The sequence below is a fragment of the Telluria sp. B2 genome (assembly GCF_051789535.1).
In the GTDB taxonomy this organism is placed as follows: Bacteria; Pseudomonadota; Gammaproteobacteria; order Burkholderiales; family Burkholderiaceae_D; genus Telluria.
Window position 1 is genome coordinate 531183 of the sequence record NZ_CP196525.1, and the last position, 15866, is coordinate 547048.

14 protein-coding genes and 4 tRNA genes are annotated in these 15866 nt (G+C 64.6%); 15 read left to right on the plus strand and 3 right to left on the minus strand.

Features of this window, described 5'->3' with window-relative positions; translation table 11 throughout:
* Entirely contained in the window at positions 1-399 is a 399-nt protein-coding gene (locus ACSUZJ_RS02405; protein WP_499412977.1) for a dihydroneopterin aldolase, read from the minus strand.
* A 16-nt stretch (positions 400-415) separates the two neighbouring features.
* Positions 416-1198, minus strand: coding sequence for an SDR family oxidoreductase (locus tag ACSUZJ_RS02410; protein ID WP_499412978.1), 783 nt, complete (start codon positions 1196-1198; stop codon positions 416-418).
* A 58-nt stretch (positions 1199-1256) separates the two neighbouring features.
* Here ACSUZJ_RS02410 and ACSUZJ_RS02415 point away from each other — a divergent pair, with 58 nt between their 5' ends.
* From ACSUZJ_RS02415 to ACSUZJ_RS02430, 4 genes are all read left to right on the plus strand, one after another.
* Complete coding sequence (locus ACSUZJ_RS02415) at positions 1257-2405, plus strand: class I SAM-dependent methyltransferase (protein ID WP_499412980.1); 1149 nt, start codon at positions 1257-1259, stop codon at positions 2403-2405.
* Positions 2406-2537: 132 nt separating this feature from the next.
* The gene (locus ACSUZJ_RS02420) at positions 2538-3467 is read left to right on the plus strand and encodes a J domain-containing protein (RefSeq protein ID WP_499412981.1); all 930 of its coding nucleotides are present in this window, start codon (positions 2538-2540) and stop codon (positions 3465-3467) included.
* Between the two features lie 174 nt (positions 3468-3641).
* Positions 3642-5276 carry a tetratricopeptide repeat protein gene (locus ACSUZJ_RS02425; RefSeq protein ID WP_499412983.1) on the plus strand — a complete coding sequence of 545 codons (1635 nt, stop codon included), beginning with the start codon at positions 3642-3644 and terminating at the stop codon, positions 5274-5276.
* A 93-nt stretch (positions 5277-5369) separates the two neighbouring features.
* Positions 5370-6854, plus strand: coding sequence for an HDOD domain-containing protein (locus ACSUZJ_RS02430; RefSeq protein WP_499416676.1), 1485 nt, complete (start codon positions 5370-5372; stop codon positions 6852-6854).
* Here the strand turns inward: ACSUZJ_RS02430 and ACSUZJ_RS02435 are convergent.
* Positions 6817-10071, minus strand: a complete 3255-nt coding sequence (locus ACSUZJ_RS02435; protein ID WP_499412984.1) for a bifunctional diguanylate cyclase/phosphodiesterase — start codon at positions 10069-10071, stop codon at positions 6817-6819. The genes ACSUZJ_RS02430 and ACSUZJ_RS02435 overlap by 38 nt on opposite strands.
* A gap of 207 nt (positions 10072-10278) precedes the next feature.
* On the opposite strand from ACSUZJ_RS02435, the gene ACSUZJ_RS02440 reads away from it, so the two are divergent.
* The 11 genes from ACSUZJ_RS02440 to rplL all read left to right on the plus strand — a co-directional run bounded on the left by ACSUZJ_RS02440 (position 10279) and on the right by rplL (position 15587).
* A tRNA-Tyr gene (locus tag ACSUZJ_RS02440) sits at positions 10279-10363 on the plus strand.
* 38 nt (positions 10364-10401) lie between these two features.
* Positions 10402-10475, plus strand: a tRNA-Gly gene (locus ACSUZJ_RS02445).
* A 37-nt stretch (positions 10476-10512) separates the two neighbouring features.
* Positions 10513-10587, plus strand: a tRNA-Thr gene (locus tag ACSUZJ_RS02450).
* Positions 10588-10673: 86 nt separating this feature from the next.
* Positions 10674-11864 carry an elongation factor Tu gene (tuf, locus tag ACSUZJ_RS02455; RefSeq protein ID WP_499411986.1) on the plus strand — a complete coding sequence of 397 codons (1191 nt, stop codon included), beginning with the start codon at positions 10674-10676 and terminating at the stop codon, positions 11862-11864.
* Positions 11865-11976: 112 nt separating this feature from the next.
* A tRNA-Trp gene (locus tag ACSUZJ_RS02460) sits at positions 11977-12052 on the plus strand.
* Between the two features lie 36 nt (positions 12053-12088).
* On the plus strand, positions 12089-12478 hold the full coding sequence (secE, locus tag ACSUZJ_RS02465) for a preprotein translocase subunit SecE (protein ID WP_499412986.1): 390 nt from the start codon (positions 12089-12091) through the stop codon (positions 12476-12478).
* Positions 12478-13089, plus strand: coding sequence for a transcription termination/antitermination protein NusG (nusG, locus tag ACSUZJ_RS02470; protein ID WP_499412987.1), 612 nt, complete (start codon positions 12478-12480; stop codon positions 13087-13089). Before secE ends, nusG begins: the two co-directional genes overlap by 1 nt.
* Before the next feature lie 122 nt (positions 13090-13211).
* A complete protein-coding gene (gene rplK, locus ACSUZJ_RS02475; protein ID WP_313704929.1) occupies positions 13212-13643 on the plus strand; it encodes a 50S ribosomal protein L11 in 432 nt (143 codons plus the stop codon).
* On the plus strand, positions 13643-14341 hold the full coding sequence (gene rplA / locus ACSUZJ_RS02480) for a 50S ribosomal protein L1 (RefSeq protein ID WP_499412989.1): 699 nt from the start codon (positions 13643-13645) through the stop codon (positions 14339-14341). The genes rplK and rplA overlap by 1 nt, the downstream gene beginning before the upstream one ends.
* Positions 14342-14615: 274 nt before the next feature.
* Positions 14616-15140, plus strand: coding sequence for a 50S ribosomal protein L10 (gene rplJ / locus ACSUZJ_RS02485; protein ID WP_312550424.1), 525 nt, complete (start codon positions 14616-14618; stop codon positions 15138-15140).
* A 69-nt stretch (positions 15141-15209) separates the two neighbouring features.
* Positions 15210-15587, plus strand: a complete 378-nt coding sequence (gene rplL / locus ACSUZJ_RS02490) for a 50S ribosomal protein L7/L12 (RefSeq protein WP_036245558.1) — start codon at positions 15210-15212, stop codon at positions 15585-15587.
* Positions 15588-15866: the final 279 nt, after the last annotated feature.

Genomic DNA, 15866 nt, shown 5'->3' on the forward strand with positions numbered 1-15866 from the left:
TCATGCTTCATCCTTGATCTGGAATACTTCCACGCCGACGCCTTCGCAGTCGGGATACACGTCCGGCTTCATGGTCGACACGCAGGCCGCGCGCACGCGCGGGTGCGCCAGCATGGCGCGCACGACGTCGTCGCACAGGGTTTCCTGCAGGTGCACGTGGCCTTGCGCCATGCGGCGCGCGATGGTCTCGCGCATGAAATCGTAGTCGACCACTTCATCGAGCTGGTCGGCCTTCGGGGTCGATTCGGCCAGCGGGATGTAGAGGTCGACGTTGATCAGCACGCGCTGCTCGCCCTTCTTCTCGAAGTCGTGGACGCCGATGTTGATCATCACTTCGTAATTGCGCAGGAACAGCCGGCGGCAATCGCGCAAGCTCGGGTGGGACAGGGCGGACAGCATAACAAGCCTTAATAAGTTATTTGGTAAGGAACATCACGTCGCGCGCCAGCGGCACCAGGTGCTGGCCGCCATCGACCACCAGCGTGGTGCCGGTGAGCGCGCGCGCCGAGGCCGCATATACGACGGCGTCGGCAATATCCTGCGGGGTCGAGGAGCGTCCCAGCGGCGTCACCGTGTGCGCCTGCCTGAAACCTTCCTCGCTCTGGTCGCCCGACACCATGGTGATGCCGGGCGCCACGCCAACGATGCGTAGCGTCGGCGCCAGCGCCTGGGCCAGCATCCTGGTGGCGGTATCCAGCGCCGCTTTCGACAGCGTGTACGACAAAAAATCCGGGTTGAGATTGTACAGTTTCTGGTCCAGCAGGTTGATCACCACCGCCTGGCTGTTTTCCGGCGTCGCCGCATGCAGGGCCTGGGCCAGCAGCAGGGGCGCGGCCAGGTTGGCGCTCATGTGGGCAGAAAGCAAGGCCGGCGAAAACGTGGTCGCGCTGTCGTATTCGAACAACGAAGCGTTGTTGACGATGCAAGTCACACGGCCCAGGGCCTCGGCTGCGCGGCCGGGGAGGGCGCGCACCGCCGCTTCGTCGCCCAGGTCGCAGGCGAGCAGGGCAGCGCGCCGGCCCAGCGCGCGGATGGCATCAAAGGTCTCGATCGCCTCGCGTTCCGAGTTGCGGTAGTGGACCGCGACGTCCCAGCCGGCTTGCGCCAGGCCAAGCGCGATCGCGCGGCCGAGACGGCGTCCGGCGCCGGTGACGAGCGCGACGTTTGGCTTGTCATGCGGCGGTGTGTCTTGCGTCATAACAGAATGTGAGTTGCCTGAAATTGTTGATCCCTGCCGTTCTGGCTACAATGCCGGGATGTCCCTACCCCTTCCCGACAGCGACGCGCTGGCCGCGTCCCAAGCCTTGCAGCAATTGATTGCCGCCGAAATCGAACAGCAGGGCGGCGCGATCGCGTTTTCGCGTTTCATGGAGCTGGCGCTGTATGCGCCCCGGCTCGGCTACTACAGCGGCGGCGCGGCCAAGCTGGGCAGCGACGGCGACTTCACCACCGCGCCCGAGATCACCTCCCTGTTCGGGGCGGCGCTGGCGCGTGCGGCAGCCGCTATTATCGCCCAAAGCGCGCCCAACATCATCGAATTCGGCGCCGGCACCGGCAAGCTGGCGCGCGACGTGCTGACCGCGCTGGCCGAGGAAGGCGTGCAGGTCGACAGCTATACCATCATTGAACTGTCGGGAGAATTGCGCGCCCGGCAGCAGGAAGCGCTGAAGGATTTCCCCCAGGTGCGCTGGCTCGACGGTTTTCCGGAAGCATACAGTGGCGTGGTGCTGGCCAACGAGGTGCTCGACGCCATGCCGGTCGAGCTGGTGCTCAAGACGCCGGCCGGCTGGCGGCGCCAGATGGTGACCGTCGAGGACGGCCGTTTTACTTACGTGCAGCAGGAGCTCGACGCGGCGCTGTCCGAACAGCTGGCGCGCCAGGTTCCCGCTGCCGACACGCTGCCCGAAGCTTACCTGACCGAGATCCACCCGGTCGCCTGCGGCTTCATGGCTTCGCTGGCGCGCATGTTCGAGGGGGGCAAGGGCGCGGCGCTGCTGTTCGACTACGGCTTCCCGGCCCACGAATACTATGTCGACCAGCGCACGGGCGGCACCTTGATGTGCCACTACCGCCACCATGCCCATCCCGAACCCTTCTATCTGCCGGGCCTGCAGGACATCACCGCCCACGTCGACTTCACGGCGATGGCCCTGGCCGCCCAGGATGCCGGCCTGGAAGTGCTGGGCTACATGAGCCAGGCCGGGTTCCTGCTCGGTTGCGGCATCGGCGAACTGCTGCTCAGGACCAGCCCGGAAGACGCGGTGCGCTACCTGCCGCAGTCGAAGGCGGTGCAGAAACTGGTGTCCCCCGCCGAGATGGGCGAGCTGTTCAAGGTGCTGGTGGTGGGGCGGGAGGTCGAGCTGCCGGATGCAATCGTGCGCGCGGATCGCAGTCATCGATTGTAAGATTGAAATCTTGCGCTGTGGATACAAACCCGGCTATGCTGTACCGATTGCACCGCCCGTATGGCCTGCGGGATCGGCTATTATCCAGAACAGAACAGGCGCCAGAATGAGCGATCCTCGCTGACACAGACCATGGCCAAGATCCACACCCATTATGACAACCTGAAAGTGGCGCGCGGTGCGCCGCAGGAAGTCATTCGTGCGGCCTACAAGGCTCTGAGCCAGAAGTACCACCCCGACAAGAATCCGGGCGACGAAAAGGCCGCCCGCATCATGGCGATCGTTAACACCGCCTACAACACCCTGTCCGACCCGGTGCGCCGCAAGGAGCACGACGAATGGATCGCGGCCGAGGAGTGGGAAGTCGAGTGGCTGGAAAGCAGCGGCGACGAGGGCGGGCGCACCCGCAGCGACAGCGGCTGGGAAGCGCCGCCGGCGCCGGCCCTGCCACGTCCGAGCCTGCTGCGCGATCCGAAATGGTGGCTGGGCGTCCTTGGCGGCGTGACCGCGGGCGCGGTGGCCGTGGTATTGCTGATCCAGCCGCCACGCCTGCTGCCGGCGGCCCTGGCCTTCAACGGCAAGCCGCCCGCCGCCAGGACCGAAACCCCGACGCCGGTGCGCGATGGCGAACCCGACGTCTGGGCCGGCCTGGACGGCGCGCGCATGCCGGCCAGCCAGGTCAAGGCGCTGGCCGTCACCCAGTTGGTGGTGCCGCCGCGCAAGCCCGACTGCGCTACCGACATGGCGACCCCGGCCGCGCCGAACGGCGAACCCTGGCCGGCCGACTCCGGCTACATTGCCGGCTACCCGGTCGGCAATCTGGGCAAGGAGATGTCGGTCGTGGTGGACAACGGCGCCAACGAAGCGCCGGTATTCGTCAAGATCCACGACCTCGACCGCCGCTCGAACGTGCGCCACGCCTATGTCGAGGCGCACGCCACCCTGACGATCGACCAGCTCGCCGCCGGCCGCTACGAGGTGCGCTATCAGAACATCGTCACCGACGCGGCGCGCGCCGCATGCGCGAATGTGACACCGCTGCGCCAGGCCGCCAGCTTCTAAACATCCCTCTGTCGTTTTTCCCCATCGGCGCGCCGTTTTTGCGCAAAGCCGCTATTCAATTTAAGTAATTTTTTTTCCTCGCCGTAATATACTCAAAGTGCAGCGGCCAACGTAGCCGCGCCGGTTTGCCGGCATGCGGACAGGTCACCCCGGGGCCAAAGGAAAAAAATCGCCATGAACGAATTAGACGGCCTCAGCGCATTGCTCATCGAGCCCCATTCAGGGATGCGGGCGAGCATCCACGGCATGCTCACCATGTGCGGCCTGACCCGGATCGACCATGCCAGCAGTGCCAACCAGGCCGTCAAGCAGCTCGGCCTCAAGCCTTTCGACCTGGTGCTGTGCGAGTACGACCTGGAAGGCGGGCAGGATGGCCAGCAACTGCTGGAAGACCTGCGCCACCACAAGCTCATCACGCTCTCGACCATGTTCTTCATGGTGACCGCCGAGGGCGACTACGGCAAGGTGGTCAGCGCCGCCGAGCTGGCCCCGACCGACTACATCCTCAAACCCTTCACCGCCGATCGCCTGCTCGAGCGCATCGCCCGCGCGCTGGAGCGGCGCAACGTATTGCTGCCGGTGTACCGGCTGATGGAGGCCGGCGCCCAGCACGAGGCGGTTCAGCTCTGCATCGAGGGCGAGGTGGCGCATCCGCGCTACGTCGTCGACTTCCTGCGCCTGCGTGCGGAACTGCACCTGTTCCTGGGCGAAGCCGAACGAGCCGAGCCGATCTACCGGCGCCTGTCCGAGACCCGCGCGATCGCCTGGGCGCGCCTGGGCCTGGCGAAGACGCTCTACCTGCGCGAGCAGTACGACCAGGCCGAATCCCTCCTGACCGAACTGGTGCAGACCAACACCAACTTCGTCGACGCCTACGACTGGCTGGCGCGCACCCATACGGCGATGGGCGAACTGGACAAGTCGCAGGACGTGCTGGCGAAGGCGGTGGCGGTGTCGCCGCATGCCGTACGGCGCCTGCGCACGCTGGGCGAAGTGGCGTTCGAGACCGGCGACCACGACACCGCCGAAAAAGTGTTCAAGCAGGTGGTGGCGAAGGCCAAGTATTCGGAATTTCGCGACCCCGAGGATTATGTGAAACTGGTGCGCACCCTGGTGCGCAAGGGCGACCCGGTGGCTGCCGCCGCCGTGATCCGCGAGCTGGAGCGCTCGATGGGCGGACGCCAGCACGCCGACGCCTGCAGCGCGATCTCATCGGCCCTGCTGCACGAATACACCGGCAACGAAGAGCGCCTGGCCGAAGCCTTGACCACGGCGGTGGCTGCCAGCCGGGACATCCCGGCGATGTCCGCGGATGTGAAGCTCGAACTGGCGCGCAGCTGCCTCGCGCACGACATGGCCGAGGGCGCCGTCAGCATCGTGCGCGAGGTGATGCGCAACGCCAGCGACGCCTCGAGCATGGACCGCGCCATCAGCGTGATGGCGCAGGCGGGTCACGCCGAACTGGGCGCCAGCCTGGCCCAGGAAGCGCGCCAGCACGTGGTCGACCTGGTCGCCGGCGGCGCCGAGCGCGCCAGGAGCGGCGACTACCACGGCGCCGTCACCCTGATGCAGGAAGCGGCGCAGCGCATGCCGGGCAACCCGCAGGTCGCCTTCAACGCCGCGCTGGCGCTGCTGCGCTGCCTCGAGCACACCGGCTGGGACGAGAAGCTGGGCCAGCAGGCCCTGGTCCAGCTGGCCGCGGTGCGCCGGCTCGATCCACGCAACCCCAAGCTGCCGGCGCTCACCGCGCTGCACCAGGCGGTCCTGAAAAAATACGACAAGGGCGCGCGTGCCAGGAAAGCCGGATAAGCGATGGCAGAAGCAGGAAACTCCTCTTTGACTTCGTCATCGACAAGCTCGCAGTCCGACGAGCAGGCGACGCGCCGCGTGCGCGCGGCCCTGATGCAGAAGGTGAACGGCGACGAGGAGATGTTCGCCCTCGGCAGCGCTGTCGCGCGCGTGGTCGAACTGGCCTCGTCGGACGACCAGGGCACCCACGAGCTTGCCTACTTCGTGCTGTCCGACGTCGCGCTCACCCAGCGCATCCTGCGCCTGTCGAACACGGTGCAATACCGCACCGCGGCCGGGGTCGCGGTCACCACCGTGTCGCGCGCCATCGCGCTGCTCGGCTTCGACAACGTCAGGACCACGGCCCTGGCGATGCTGCTGGTCGACACCCTGGACAACGGCACCCACGCCGGCAGCGTGCGCGTCGAGCTCGAGGCGGCCCTGTGCGCCAGCCTGGTCGGGCGCGAGATGGCGCGCCTGTCGTTCTACCAGGGCGCCGAGGAAGCGGCGATCGGGGCGCTGTTCAAGAACCTGGGCGCGCTGCTGGTGGCTTCGCACGAGCACGCACGCTACCGCGAGATCAGGCAGCTCGCCGCCGGCGGCAGGCATTCCGTCGCCCAGGCTTCGCAGATGATCCTCGGCTGCAGCTACGACACCCTGTCGGCGGCGGTGCTGGCCGAATGGAAGATCCCGGACCTGATCGTGCGCGCCCAGGTCCCGCTGCCGCCGGGCGCCCTGAAGGCCGCGGCCAACCGCGGCGAATGGATGCGCCAGGTGGCCTCGTTCAGCCTGGAGGTGGCGCGTCTGCTGGTGCGCATGCCCGAGCCCGGCGGCTCGCCTGAAGCGCGCGCGCTGCTGGCGCGCTACGGCGCCGCCTTCGAGCTCGATGCGGCGAAGCTCGACACCCTGTTCGCGAACGTCGCCGGGGGCATGCAGGCCCTGATGGAAAGCATGAAGCTGCAGCCGCTGGCGCCGCCCGAACCGGAGGATGGCGACGGCCTGCCCAACGTGCTGCTGCTGGCCACGCTCGACGCCGGCCAGGAGGACGGAGGGACCCACCCGAGCGGCAAGCCGAAGAACGCGCGCGACCTGCTGCTGGCCGGGGTGCAGGACGTGACCCAGTTGCGCGCAGGTGGCGCGCGCCTGAACGACGTGATCCTGGCGATGCTCGAGACGCTCTACCGCGCGCTCGGCTTTCGCTTCGCCACCGTGTGCCTGAAGGACGCGCGCCGGAACCAGTACCGCGCCCGCGTCTCGTTCGGCGAGGAGCACGCGCGCGTGCAGGCCGGTTTCAGCTTCCCCGTGGCGGCACACGGTCCGGGCCGCGATGTGTTCCTGCTGGCGCTGGAGAACGACGCCGACCTGATGATTTCCGATGCCGCCACCCCGAAGATCCGCGAGCTGCTGCCCGCCTGGCACCGCACGCTGCTGCCGGATGCCAGGAGTTTCATCGTCCTGCCGCTGGTCGTCGGCAAGGCCCGGCTGGGCTTCTTCTACGCCGACCGCAAGGTCACTGCGCCGGAAGGCGTGCCGCCCGACGAGACCGCGCTGATCCGCACCCTCAAGCGTCAGGTACTGTCTGCGCTTGCCGCCGGATGAACTCGCGGAACTCGGCGGCCGGCATCGGCCGCGCGAACAGGTAACCCTGGGCCTCGTCGCCGCGCTTGTCGCGCAGAAAGCCCCACTGGGCCTGGGTTTCCACGCCTTCGGCCACCACCGTCAGGCCCAGCGAGTGCGCCAGGCCGATGGTGGCGGCAACGATCACCGCGTCGTTCGGGTTGTGCTCGATGTCCTTCACGAAGCCGCGGTCGATCTTGATGCGGTCGATCGCGAACAGCTTCAGGTAAGCCAGGGATGAGTAGCCGGTACCGAAGTCGTCGATCGCCAGCTTGAAGCCGCGCGTGCGCAGCTGGCGCAGCAGCTGGCGCGTGTTTTCCGGGTCGCGCATCGCGGCCGATTCGGTGATCTCCAGTTCCAGCAGCGCCGGATCGATGCCGTAGTGCGCCACCAGCTCGTCCAGGCGTTCGATCAGGGAGCCGCCCGAGAACTGGCGCGCCGACAGGTTCACCGCCAGGCGCAGGTGGTCCAGCCCCTCGCGCTGCCATTCGGCCAGCAGGGCCATGGTGCGCGCCAGCACCCAGTCGCCCAGCGGCACGATCATCCCGCTTTCCTCGGCCACCGGAATGAAGCGGCTCGGCTCGACCGACCCCAGTTCGCTGTCGTGCCAGCGCAGCAGCACCTCGGCGCCGATCACGCGCCCGGTCTGCAGCGAGACCTGGGCCTGCAGGTGCAGCTCGAAGTCCTCGGCGCTGAGGGCGCTCCACATGCGGTTCTCCAGCAGCAGGTGCTCGTGGGTGGCCGCGTTCATCGCCGGCGAGAAGAACTGGAAATTGTTGCGCCCCTCGCGCTTGGCCGCGTACATCGCCATGTCGGCATGGCGCAGCAGGGTGCCGGCATCCTCGCCGTCGTCGGGGAACAGGGCCACGCCGATGCTGGCGCCGCTGTGCGCCGTGTGCCCGCCGAGCTGGTAGGGTTGCGACAGCGACTCGACCAGGCGCACCGCCACGCCGCTGACGCTGTCGGGCGTGAGCGGGCCGGCCAGTACGATGATGAATTCGTCGCCGCCCAGGCGCGCCAAGGTGTCGACGTCGCGCAGCAGGTCCTTCATGCGCGCGGCCGCGCCGATGAGCAGCTTGTCGCCGGCCGCATGGCCGAGCGAATCATTGATCTTCTTGAAGTGGTCGAGGTCGATGAACAGCACGGCCGCCGGCTCGTTGTGGCGGCGCGCGCTGGCCAGCTGCTGCTCGAGCCTGGCGTTCAGCGCGACCCGGTTCTCCAGCCCGGTGAGCACGTCGTGGTGGGCCAGGCGGTAGATGTGCTCCTGCGAGCGCTGCTGCTCGGTCAGGTCGCGCAGGATGCAGACGAACAGCGCCTCCTTCCCGATCTGCACCGGCGCCACCGAGACCGACAGCGGGAAGATCTCGTTGCGCGCGTTGCGGCCCTCGAGCACGCATTCGTCGGGTGCGGACTGGGACAGGCGGGTCAGCTGGGCCCTGGCGTCGCCGTCGACCCCGGCCGGCACCAGGGAGCCGAAGGGCAGGCCGACCAGGTGCTGGGCCGGGTAGCCGAACAGGCGCGCGGTGGCGGCGTTCGCGGACACCACCATGCCGTCCGCGTCGATCGTGAGGATGGCGTCGGCCGCATTGTCGAGGATGGCTTCGAGGCGCGCCTCGCGGTCGCGCAGGCGCGCGGTGCGGTCGCGCACCTGGGCTTCGATGGCGGCGCGTTCGCCGCTGACCAGGAGCAGCAGGGCGCCCAGCAGGCCAGTGAGCAGCAGGCCGGCCGAGAGCACGGTCCAGCTGGCCACGCCGCGCTCGGCGGCGGCATACGCGGCGGTGGGCTGGAAGGCGACCAGGTAGCTGCGTCCGGCGAAGGACAGGCCGATGCGGTGCTCGTCGGGATGGCGCGGGCCGAACGTGCCCACCACCGGCAGCGCGGCGCCGTCGGTGACGTCGACCAGGGCCGCCTGGAAGCCGTCGAAGCCGGCGCGCGCGATCGTCTGCTCGAGCAGGATATCGGCATCGAGCACGAACACGACCACGCCGGCGGTCGGCAGGTTCGGGTCGCCCACCGAGCGGAACAGGCTGATCCCCATGTCGCCGCTCGTCATCAGGCGAAACGGCTCGGTGGCCAGCGGCGTGCGTACGGTGAGCGAGCGGGCGGCAACCGCCGCGCGTCCGGGCGCGGTGAGGAAGTCGACTCCGCGCAGCTCGCTGTTCGAGGGCGGCCAGGTGTAGAGCACCGGCAGGTAGCGTTCGCGCATGCCGGCCGGCGCCAGGCGCAGGCTGGCGTCGATGTCCTGGATGCCGGCGAAGGGCGCGTCGAGCGTGCGCCGCACCCAGTCTTCGAAGCCGGCGCGCTCGCCGTCCAGCACCGGGACCGCCCAGTTCACGCCCTGGATCTCGGGCCGGCCGTCGACATAGCCGCTGGCGACCAGCAGGAACTTGTCGCGCGCCAGGATGTGCTCGGTGTCCGCGAGGGTACGGGCAAAGGTGCCGACGAAGCGCACGTGTTCGTTGAATTCGGCTTGCAGCATGTCGGCGGTCTGCTGCGCCTTCAGCCGGTAGGGCTGCAGGTGCTGCTCGTGCTCCCAGCCGACGGTGAACCGGTAGATGGTCAGCACTGCCGCACTGGCCAGCAGCAGGGGCAGCCCGACGATAGGGGCGCGCTGGCGCCACAGGCGACGCGGTTCGCCGCAGACGATCCAGCACAGGGGCGCGGCCAGCAACACGCCGATGGTATCGCCGGCCCACCAGGCCAGCCAGCTGCGCACAGGATCGGGATAATGCGCTGCTCCCAGGCCGTGCAGGGCCGGCACCGAGATGCTGGCGCTCATCAGGCAGACGAGCGGCGAAAGTACGAGGAAGGCGACGACGTCGCGGCCGGAATCGATGGCCGGGCGCAGCCAGCGCCGGAACTGGCGCGCGCCGAGCCAGGCCTGGAGCAGGGCGCCGAGCGCGACCGCCGCGGTCGCCAACACCGCAAGGCCGGGCGCCATCTCCGTGTTGCGCAGGTACCAGGGCAGGTTGACCACCACCACGCCGATCACGACGCCGGGCAGGACCCGCACGCCACCCACGGTTGCCAGCGCGAGCGCCACGCCGGCCGGCGGGAACAGCGGCAAGACGTAGTTTTCTCCGCGCGACAGGGCGTCCGCCGCCAGCCGCGTGCCCAGCTGGACCGCGATGATCGCCAGGTTGGCCAGCAGCAGCGACTGCCAACCCCAGCTGGGATATCCTGGCTTCCTGATCTCCATCTGCCCCGTATTTACATACACTCGAGGCGTACAGTAACCCACTACGCATGGGCGCAGCGCACCGCTTGCAAAACAACCCTTGCAGGTTTGTACGAGGTACGGTTACAATCACGCCCCGAAGCAACGCTGCTATTGAGCCAGGTTCGTAGTGATGGCAAAAATAGTTGACAGCATGTTGAGCTTGCTTCATACTCTGCGGTTCTTCGCGGTGGGGTGGCCGAGTGGTTAAAGGCAGCAGACTGTAAATCTGCCCTCTCTGAGTACGCTGGTTCGAATCCAGCCCCCACCACCAAAAGAAGAAGTCGTGAAGTCGAATTGAAGTTGTACCTCGCGGGTGTAGCTCAATGGTAGAGCTGAAGCCTTCCAAGCTTACGACGAGGGTTCGATTCCCTTCACCCGCTCCAGTTATTGTGATGCAGTCTGTGCATCGCAAACAAATAAGCCCTTGTAGCTCAGTGGTAGAGCACTCCCTTGGTAAGGGAGAGGCCACGTGTTCAATCCACGTCAAGGGCACCAGAATTTAGCACGGCAGTCCGCAGTACTCGTCCGTCAGGTGTGCCTGGTAATTCTCAAAAAATCGTTAGGATCGTTAGGAGTCTCAAATGGCAAAGGAAAAATTCGAACGGACCAAGCCGCACGTGAACGTCGGCACCATTGGTCACGTTGACCACGGCAAAACCACCCTGACGGCTGCGATCGCAACCGTTCTGTCGAAGAAGTTCGGCGGTGAAGCCAAGGCGTACGACCAGATCGACGCGGCTCCGGAAGAGAAGGCACGCGGCATTACCATCAACACCGCGCACGTCGAGTACGAAACCGCTACCCGTCACTACGCACACGTTGACTGCCCAGGCCACGCCGACTACATCAAGAACATGATTACCGGTGCTGCGCAGATGGACGGCGCGATCCTGGTGTGCTCGGCCGCTGACGGCCCGATGCCACAGACCCGCGAGCACATCCTGCTGGCGCGTCAGGTTGGCGTTCCGTACATCATCGTGTTCCTGAACAAGTGCGACCTGGTCGATGACGCTGAACTGCTGGAACTGGTCGAAATGGAAGTCCGCGAACTGCTGTCGAAGTACGAGTTCCCAGGCGACGACCTGCCAATCATCAAGGGTTCGGCACGTATGGCCCTGGAAGGCCAGCCGGGCGAGCTGGGCGAAGACTGCATCATCCGTCTGGCTGACGCACTCGATTCGTACATCCCGACCCCGGAACGCGCTGTTGACGGCACCTTCCTGATGCCAGTCGAAGACGTGTTCTCGATCTCGGGCCGTGGTACCGTCGTGACCGGTCGTGTCGAGCGTGGCGTGATCAAAGTCGGCGAAGAAATCGAAATCGTCGGTATCGTTGACACCGTGAAGACCACCTGCACCGGCGTGGAAATGTTCCGCAAGCTGCTGGACCAGGGTCAAGCTGGCGACAACGTCGGCCTGCTGCTGCGCGGCACCAAGCGTGAAGACGTCCAGCGTGGCCAGGTTCTGGCCAAGCCGGGCTCGATCAAGCCGCACAACCACTTCACCGGCGAGATCTACGTGCTGTCGAAAGACGAAGGTGGCCGTCACACCCCGTTCTTCAACAACTACCGTCCGCAGTTCTACTTCCGTACCACCGACGTGACCGGCTCGATCGAGCTGCCAGCGGACAAGGAAATGGTCATGCCAGGCGATAACGTGTCGATCACCGTCAAGCTGATCAACCCGATCGCGATGGAAGAAGGTCTGCGCTTCGCAATCCGCGAAGGCGGCCGTACCGTCGGCGCCGGCGTGGTTGCCAAGATCATCGCCTAAGCAATAAGTAGTTTGTAGTACCGAAGAGGCGAAAATGTTTCGCCTCTTCAAAAAACATTCCCCGCCATGCGCGCGCATGGTGTAGAATGTGTGATTCAGCTGAAGTCTTCGTAGGGGTGTAGCTCAATTGGCAGAGCGTCGGTCTCCAAAACCGAAGGTCGCGGGTTCGATTCCCTCCGCCCCTGCCACCGAATTCTGGTGCGCAGCACCGAAAGTAAAGAAGAATGTCTAATCAATCCGTGCAAACCGTTAGCACCTCGAATGACAAGTTCAAGGTAGCCCTGGCGGTGGTTGCTGCGATTGCAGGCGTAGTCGGGTTCTTTTACCTGAAAGGCCAGAACAAACCAGCCTTGGTCGCCGCCGGCGCCCTCGTGGCTGGTTTAGTTTTTGCTGTCCTGCTTTTGTGGACGTCCACCACCGGCCGTGAGTTCCTGAACTTCGCCAAAGAGTCCGTTCGCGAAACCAAGAAGGTTGTTTGGCCGAGCCATAAGGAAGCACGCATGATCACCATGATCGTGTTTGCCTTCGTCGTCGTGATGGCGATCTTCCTCTGGGGCACGGATAAGATTCTGGAATTCCTGTTGTACGACCTGATCCTGGGGTGGAAACAATAATGAGCGAAAACGTACAAGACAACGTGCCGGGCGATGCTCCGGCACAAGACGCTGGTGCGCCGCTGAGTGTCCCGGTCAGCAACAAGCGCTGGTACGTCGTACACGTCTACTCCGGCATGGAAAAGAGCGTCATGCGCGCTCTCACCGAGCGCATCGAGCGCGCGGGCATGCAGGAACAGTTCGGCCGCATCCTGGTCCCGACCGAAGAAGTCGTGGAAGTCAAGAATGGCAGCAAATCGGTTTCCGAGCGCCGCTTCTTCCCTGGCTACGTGCTGGTCGAGATGGAAATGACCGACGAGACCTGGCACCTGGTGAAGAACACCAGCAAGGTCACCGGCTTCATCGGCGGCAAATCGAACAAGCCGACCCCGATTCCGGCGCGCGAGATCGACAAGATCATGCAGCAGGTTCAGGAAGGCGTCGAAAAGCCAAGGCCGAAAGTGCTGTACGAAGTGGGCGAGCAAGTCCGCATCAAGGAAGGCCCGTTCACCGACTTCAACGGCAACGTCGAGGAAGTCAACTACGAAAAATCGAAGGTGCGTGTCACTGTCACCATCTTCGGCCGCGCAACTCCGGTGGAGCTGGAGTTCGGGCAGGTAGAGAAAGTCTAAAACGCTTACATCGGAGCGTCGCAGCAGCAAGGCGGAATCCGGTAAGAGGAGCCCCGCCGAGCCGCAGGTACCAGAGCGTAGCGGTGGGGCGCTACTACTCAATGCCAATCTAGGAGCCATTCATGGCAAAGAAAATTATTGGCTTTATCAAGCTGCAAGTCCCGGCTGGTAAGGCAAACCCATCCCCACCGATCGGTCCTGCACTCGGTCAGCGCGGCCTGAACATCATGGAATTCTGCAAGGCGTTCAACGCCCAGACCCAAGGTTTCGAGCCAGGCATGCCGATCCCGGTCGTGATCACCGCGTTCGCCGACAAGTCCTTCACCTTCGTGATGAAGACCCCGCCGGCAACCTACCTGATCAAGAAAGCCGCTGGCATCACCAAGGGTTCCGCCAAGCCGCACACCGACAAGGTGGGCTCGCTGACCCGTGCTCAGGCTGAAGAAATCGCAAAAACCAAGCAGCCGGACCTGACCGCCGCCGACATGGACGCCGCAGTGCGTATCATCGCTGGCTCGGCACGTTCGATGGGCATCACGGTGGAGGGTGTGTAATGGCTAAGCTGTCCAAGCGCGTCAAAGAAATGAAAGCGAAAGTCGACCGTAACAAGGTCTACGCCTTCGACAACGCAGTGTCGATCGTCAAGGAATTCGCAACCGCCAAGTTCAACGAGTCGATCGATGTCGCCGTTCAACTGGGCGTGGATCCGAAGAAGTCGGACCAGGTCGTTCGTGGTTCGGTCGTCCTGCCAGCAGGCACCGGCAAGACCGTGCGCGTCGCCGTGTTCGCTTCGGGCGACAAGGCTGAAGCTGCCCGTGCAGCAGGCGCCGACATCGTCGGTATGGAAGACCTGGCAGAGCGCGTCAAGGCCGGCGACATGCCGTTCGACGTCGTCATCGCTTCGCCGGACACCATGCGTATCGTCGGTACCCTGGGCCAGATCCTGGGCCCGCGCGGCCTGATGCCGAACCCGAAGGTTGGCACCGTGACCCCGGACGTGGCTGGCGCCGTGCGCAACGCCAAGGCCGGTCAGGTCCAGTACCGTACCGACAAGGCAGGTATCATCCACGCGACCATCGGCCGCAAGTCGTTCTCGGACGCAGATCTGAAGGCCAACCTGGCCGCTCTGATCGACGCCCTGAACAAGGCCAAGCCGGCTACCTCGAAGGGTGTGTACCTGCGCAAGGTCGCGATCTCGTCGACCATGGGCGCTGGCGTCCGTGTCGACCACGCTTCGGTCGCTGCTGCTTAATTAAGCAAAGAATCAAGTCCCCGCAGAACAGCGCGGGGCGCATCTTTGGGCTGTCGGGGCAAGAACACCGCTCCGGCAGGCAATCAAAGACCGTTGGGCCGAATGCAGAGGTTGGGCAGGAGGTTAAAAGCAAACCCAACGCAGATGGTGTACCCGAACAAGTTTTGTAGTCCACGCTGCGTGAATTCATCCGCGTTAGATTGACTTCTTAACTTCGGACGCCGTGTTCGAACCGATGTGAACATGTTGTTCGCATCATTTAAGGAGATTGACCGTGGGTCTTAATCTGAATGACAAAAAGGCCGTCGTCGAAGAGGTAAGCGCTAAAGTTGCAACCGCGCAAACCATCGTCGTGGCTGAGTACCGTGGCATCCAGGTTGCTCACTTGACCAAACTCCGTGCAGCCGCACGTGCCCAGGGCGTCTACCTGCGTGTTCTGAAGAACACGCTGGCTCGTCGCTCGGTTGAGGGCACGCAGTTTGCCTCGCTGGCTGATTCCATGACCGGTCCGCTGATCTACTCGATCTCGGACGACGCCGTTGCAGCAGCGAAAGTCATCAACGACTTCGCCAAAACCAACGACAAGCTGGTCGTGAAAGCCGGTAACTACGCTGGTAAGGCACTGGATGTCGCCGGCGTGACCGCGCTGGCAAGCATCCCGAGCCGTGAAGTCCTCATCGCCCAGCTGCTGGGCGTCATGCAGGCACCGGTGTCGGGCTTTGCACGAGTTCTGGCTGCAGTCGCAGCACAAAAAGGCGAAGGCGCCGCTGCTCCGGCAGCGGAAGCCACCGAAGCGTAATCGCTTCGCGACTTTCTGTTCAAGTAGAACCAAACCTGTACTACACACACACAATATTTGGAGTTTCAAATGGCAATTAGCAAAGAAGAGTTCCTGGACGCAGTTGGCGCAATGTCGGTCATGGAACTGAACGACCTGGTCAAGGCTTTCGAAGAGAAGTTCGGCGTGTCGGCAGCTGCAATGGCAGCACCGGCAGCTGGCGGTGCCGCTGGCGGCGCAGCTGCTGCTGAAGAGCAGACCGAGTTCAACGTTGTTCTGGCCGAAGTCGGCGCGAACAAGGTCGGCGTCATCAAGGCCGTCCGCGAAATCACCGGCCTGGGCCTGAAGGAAGCCAAGGACCTGGTCGACGGCGCACCGAAGACCGTCAAGGAAGCCCTGCCGAAAGCTGACGCTGAAGCCGCTAAGAAGAAGCTGGAAGAAGCTGGCGCCAAGGCCGAGCTCAAGTAATAAAAACGCAAAGGGCGTCAACCTGGCGCCCCGAGCCGGAGTCAAAGCTTGCACACCCCTGCCGGAAGGCGGGGGCTGCGGCTTTGGCTCTTTTGTCGTCCCTGCGGCAAACGCAATACCCCTGCAGTACCGGCGTCACGCAATACAGAATAAATCGTAACACAGCAGTACGGTTGTCCTTTTCATCTTGCAGAACAAGAAGAGACTTGAGGCCTTGTATGTGGTGACCGCCACTGGCAATCCCTGAATTCTCATCCTTTCTGTCACTCACGGAGTGTC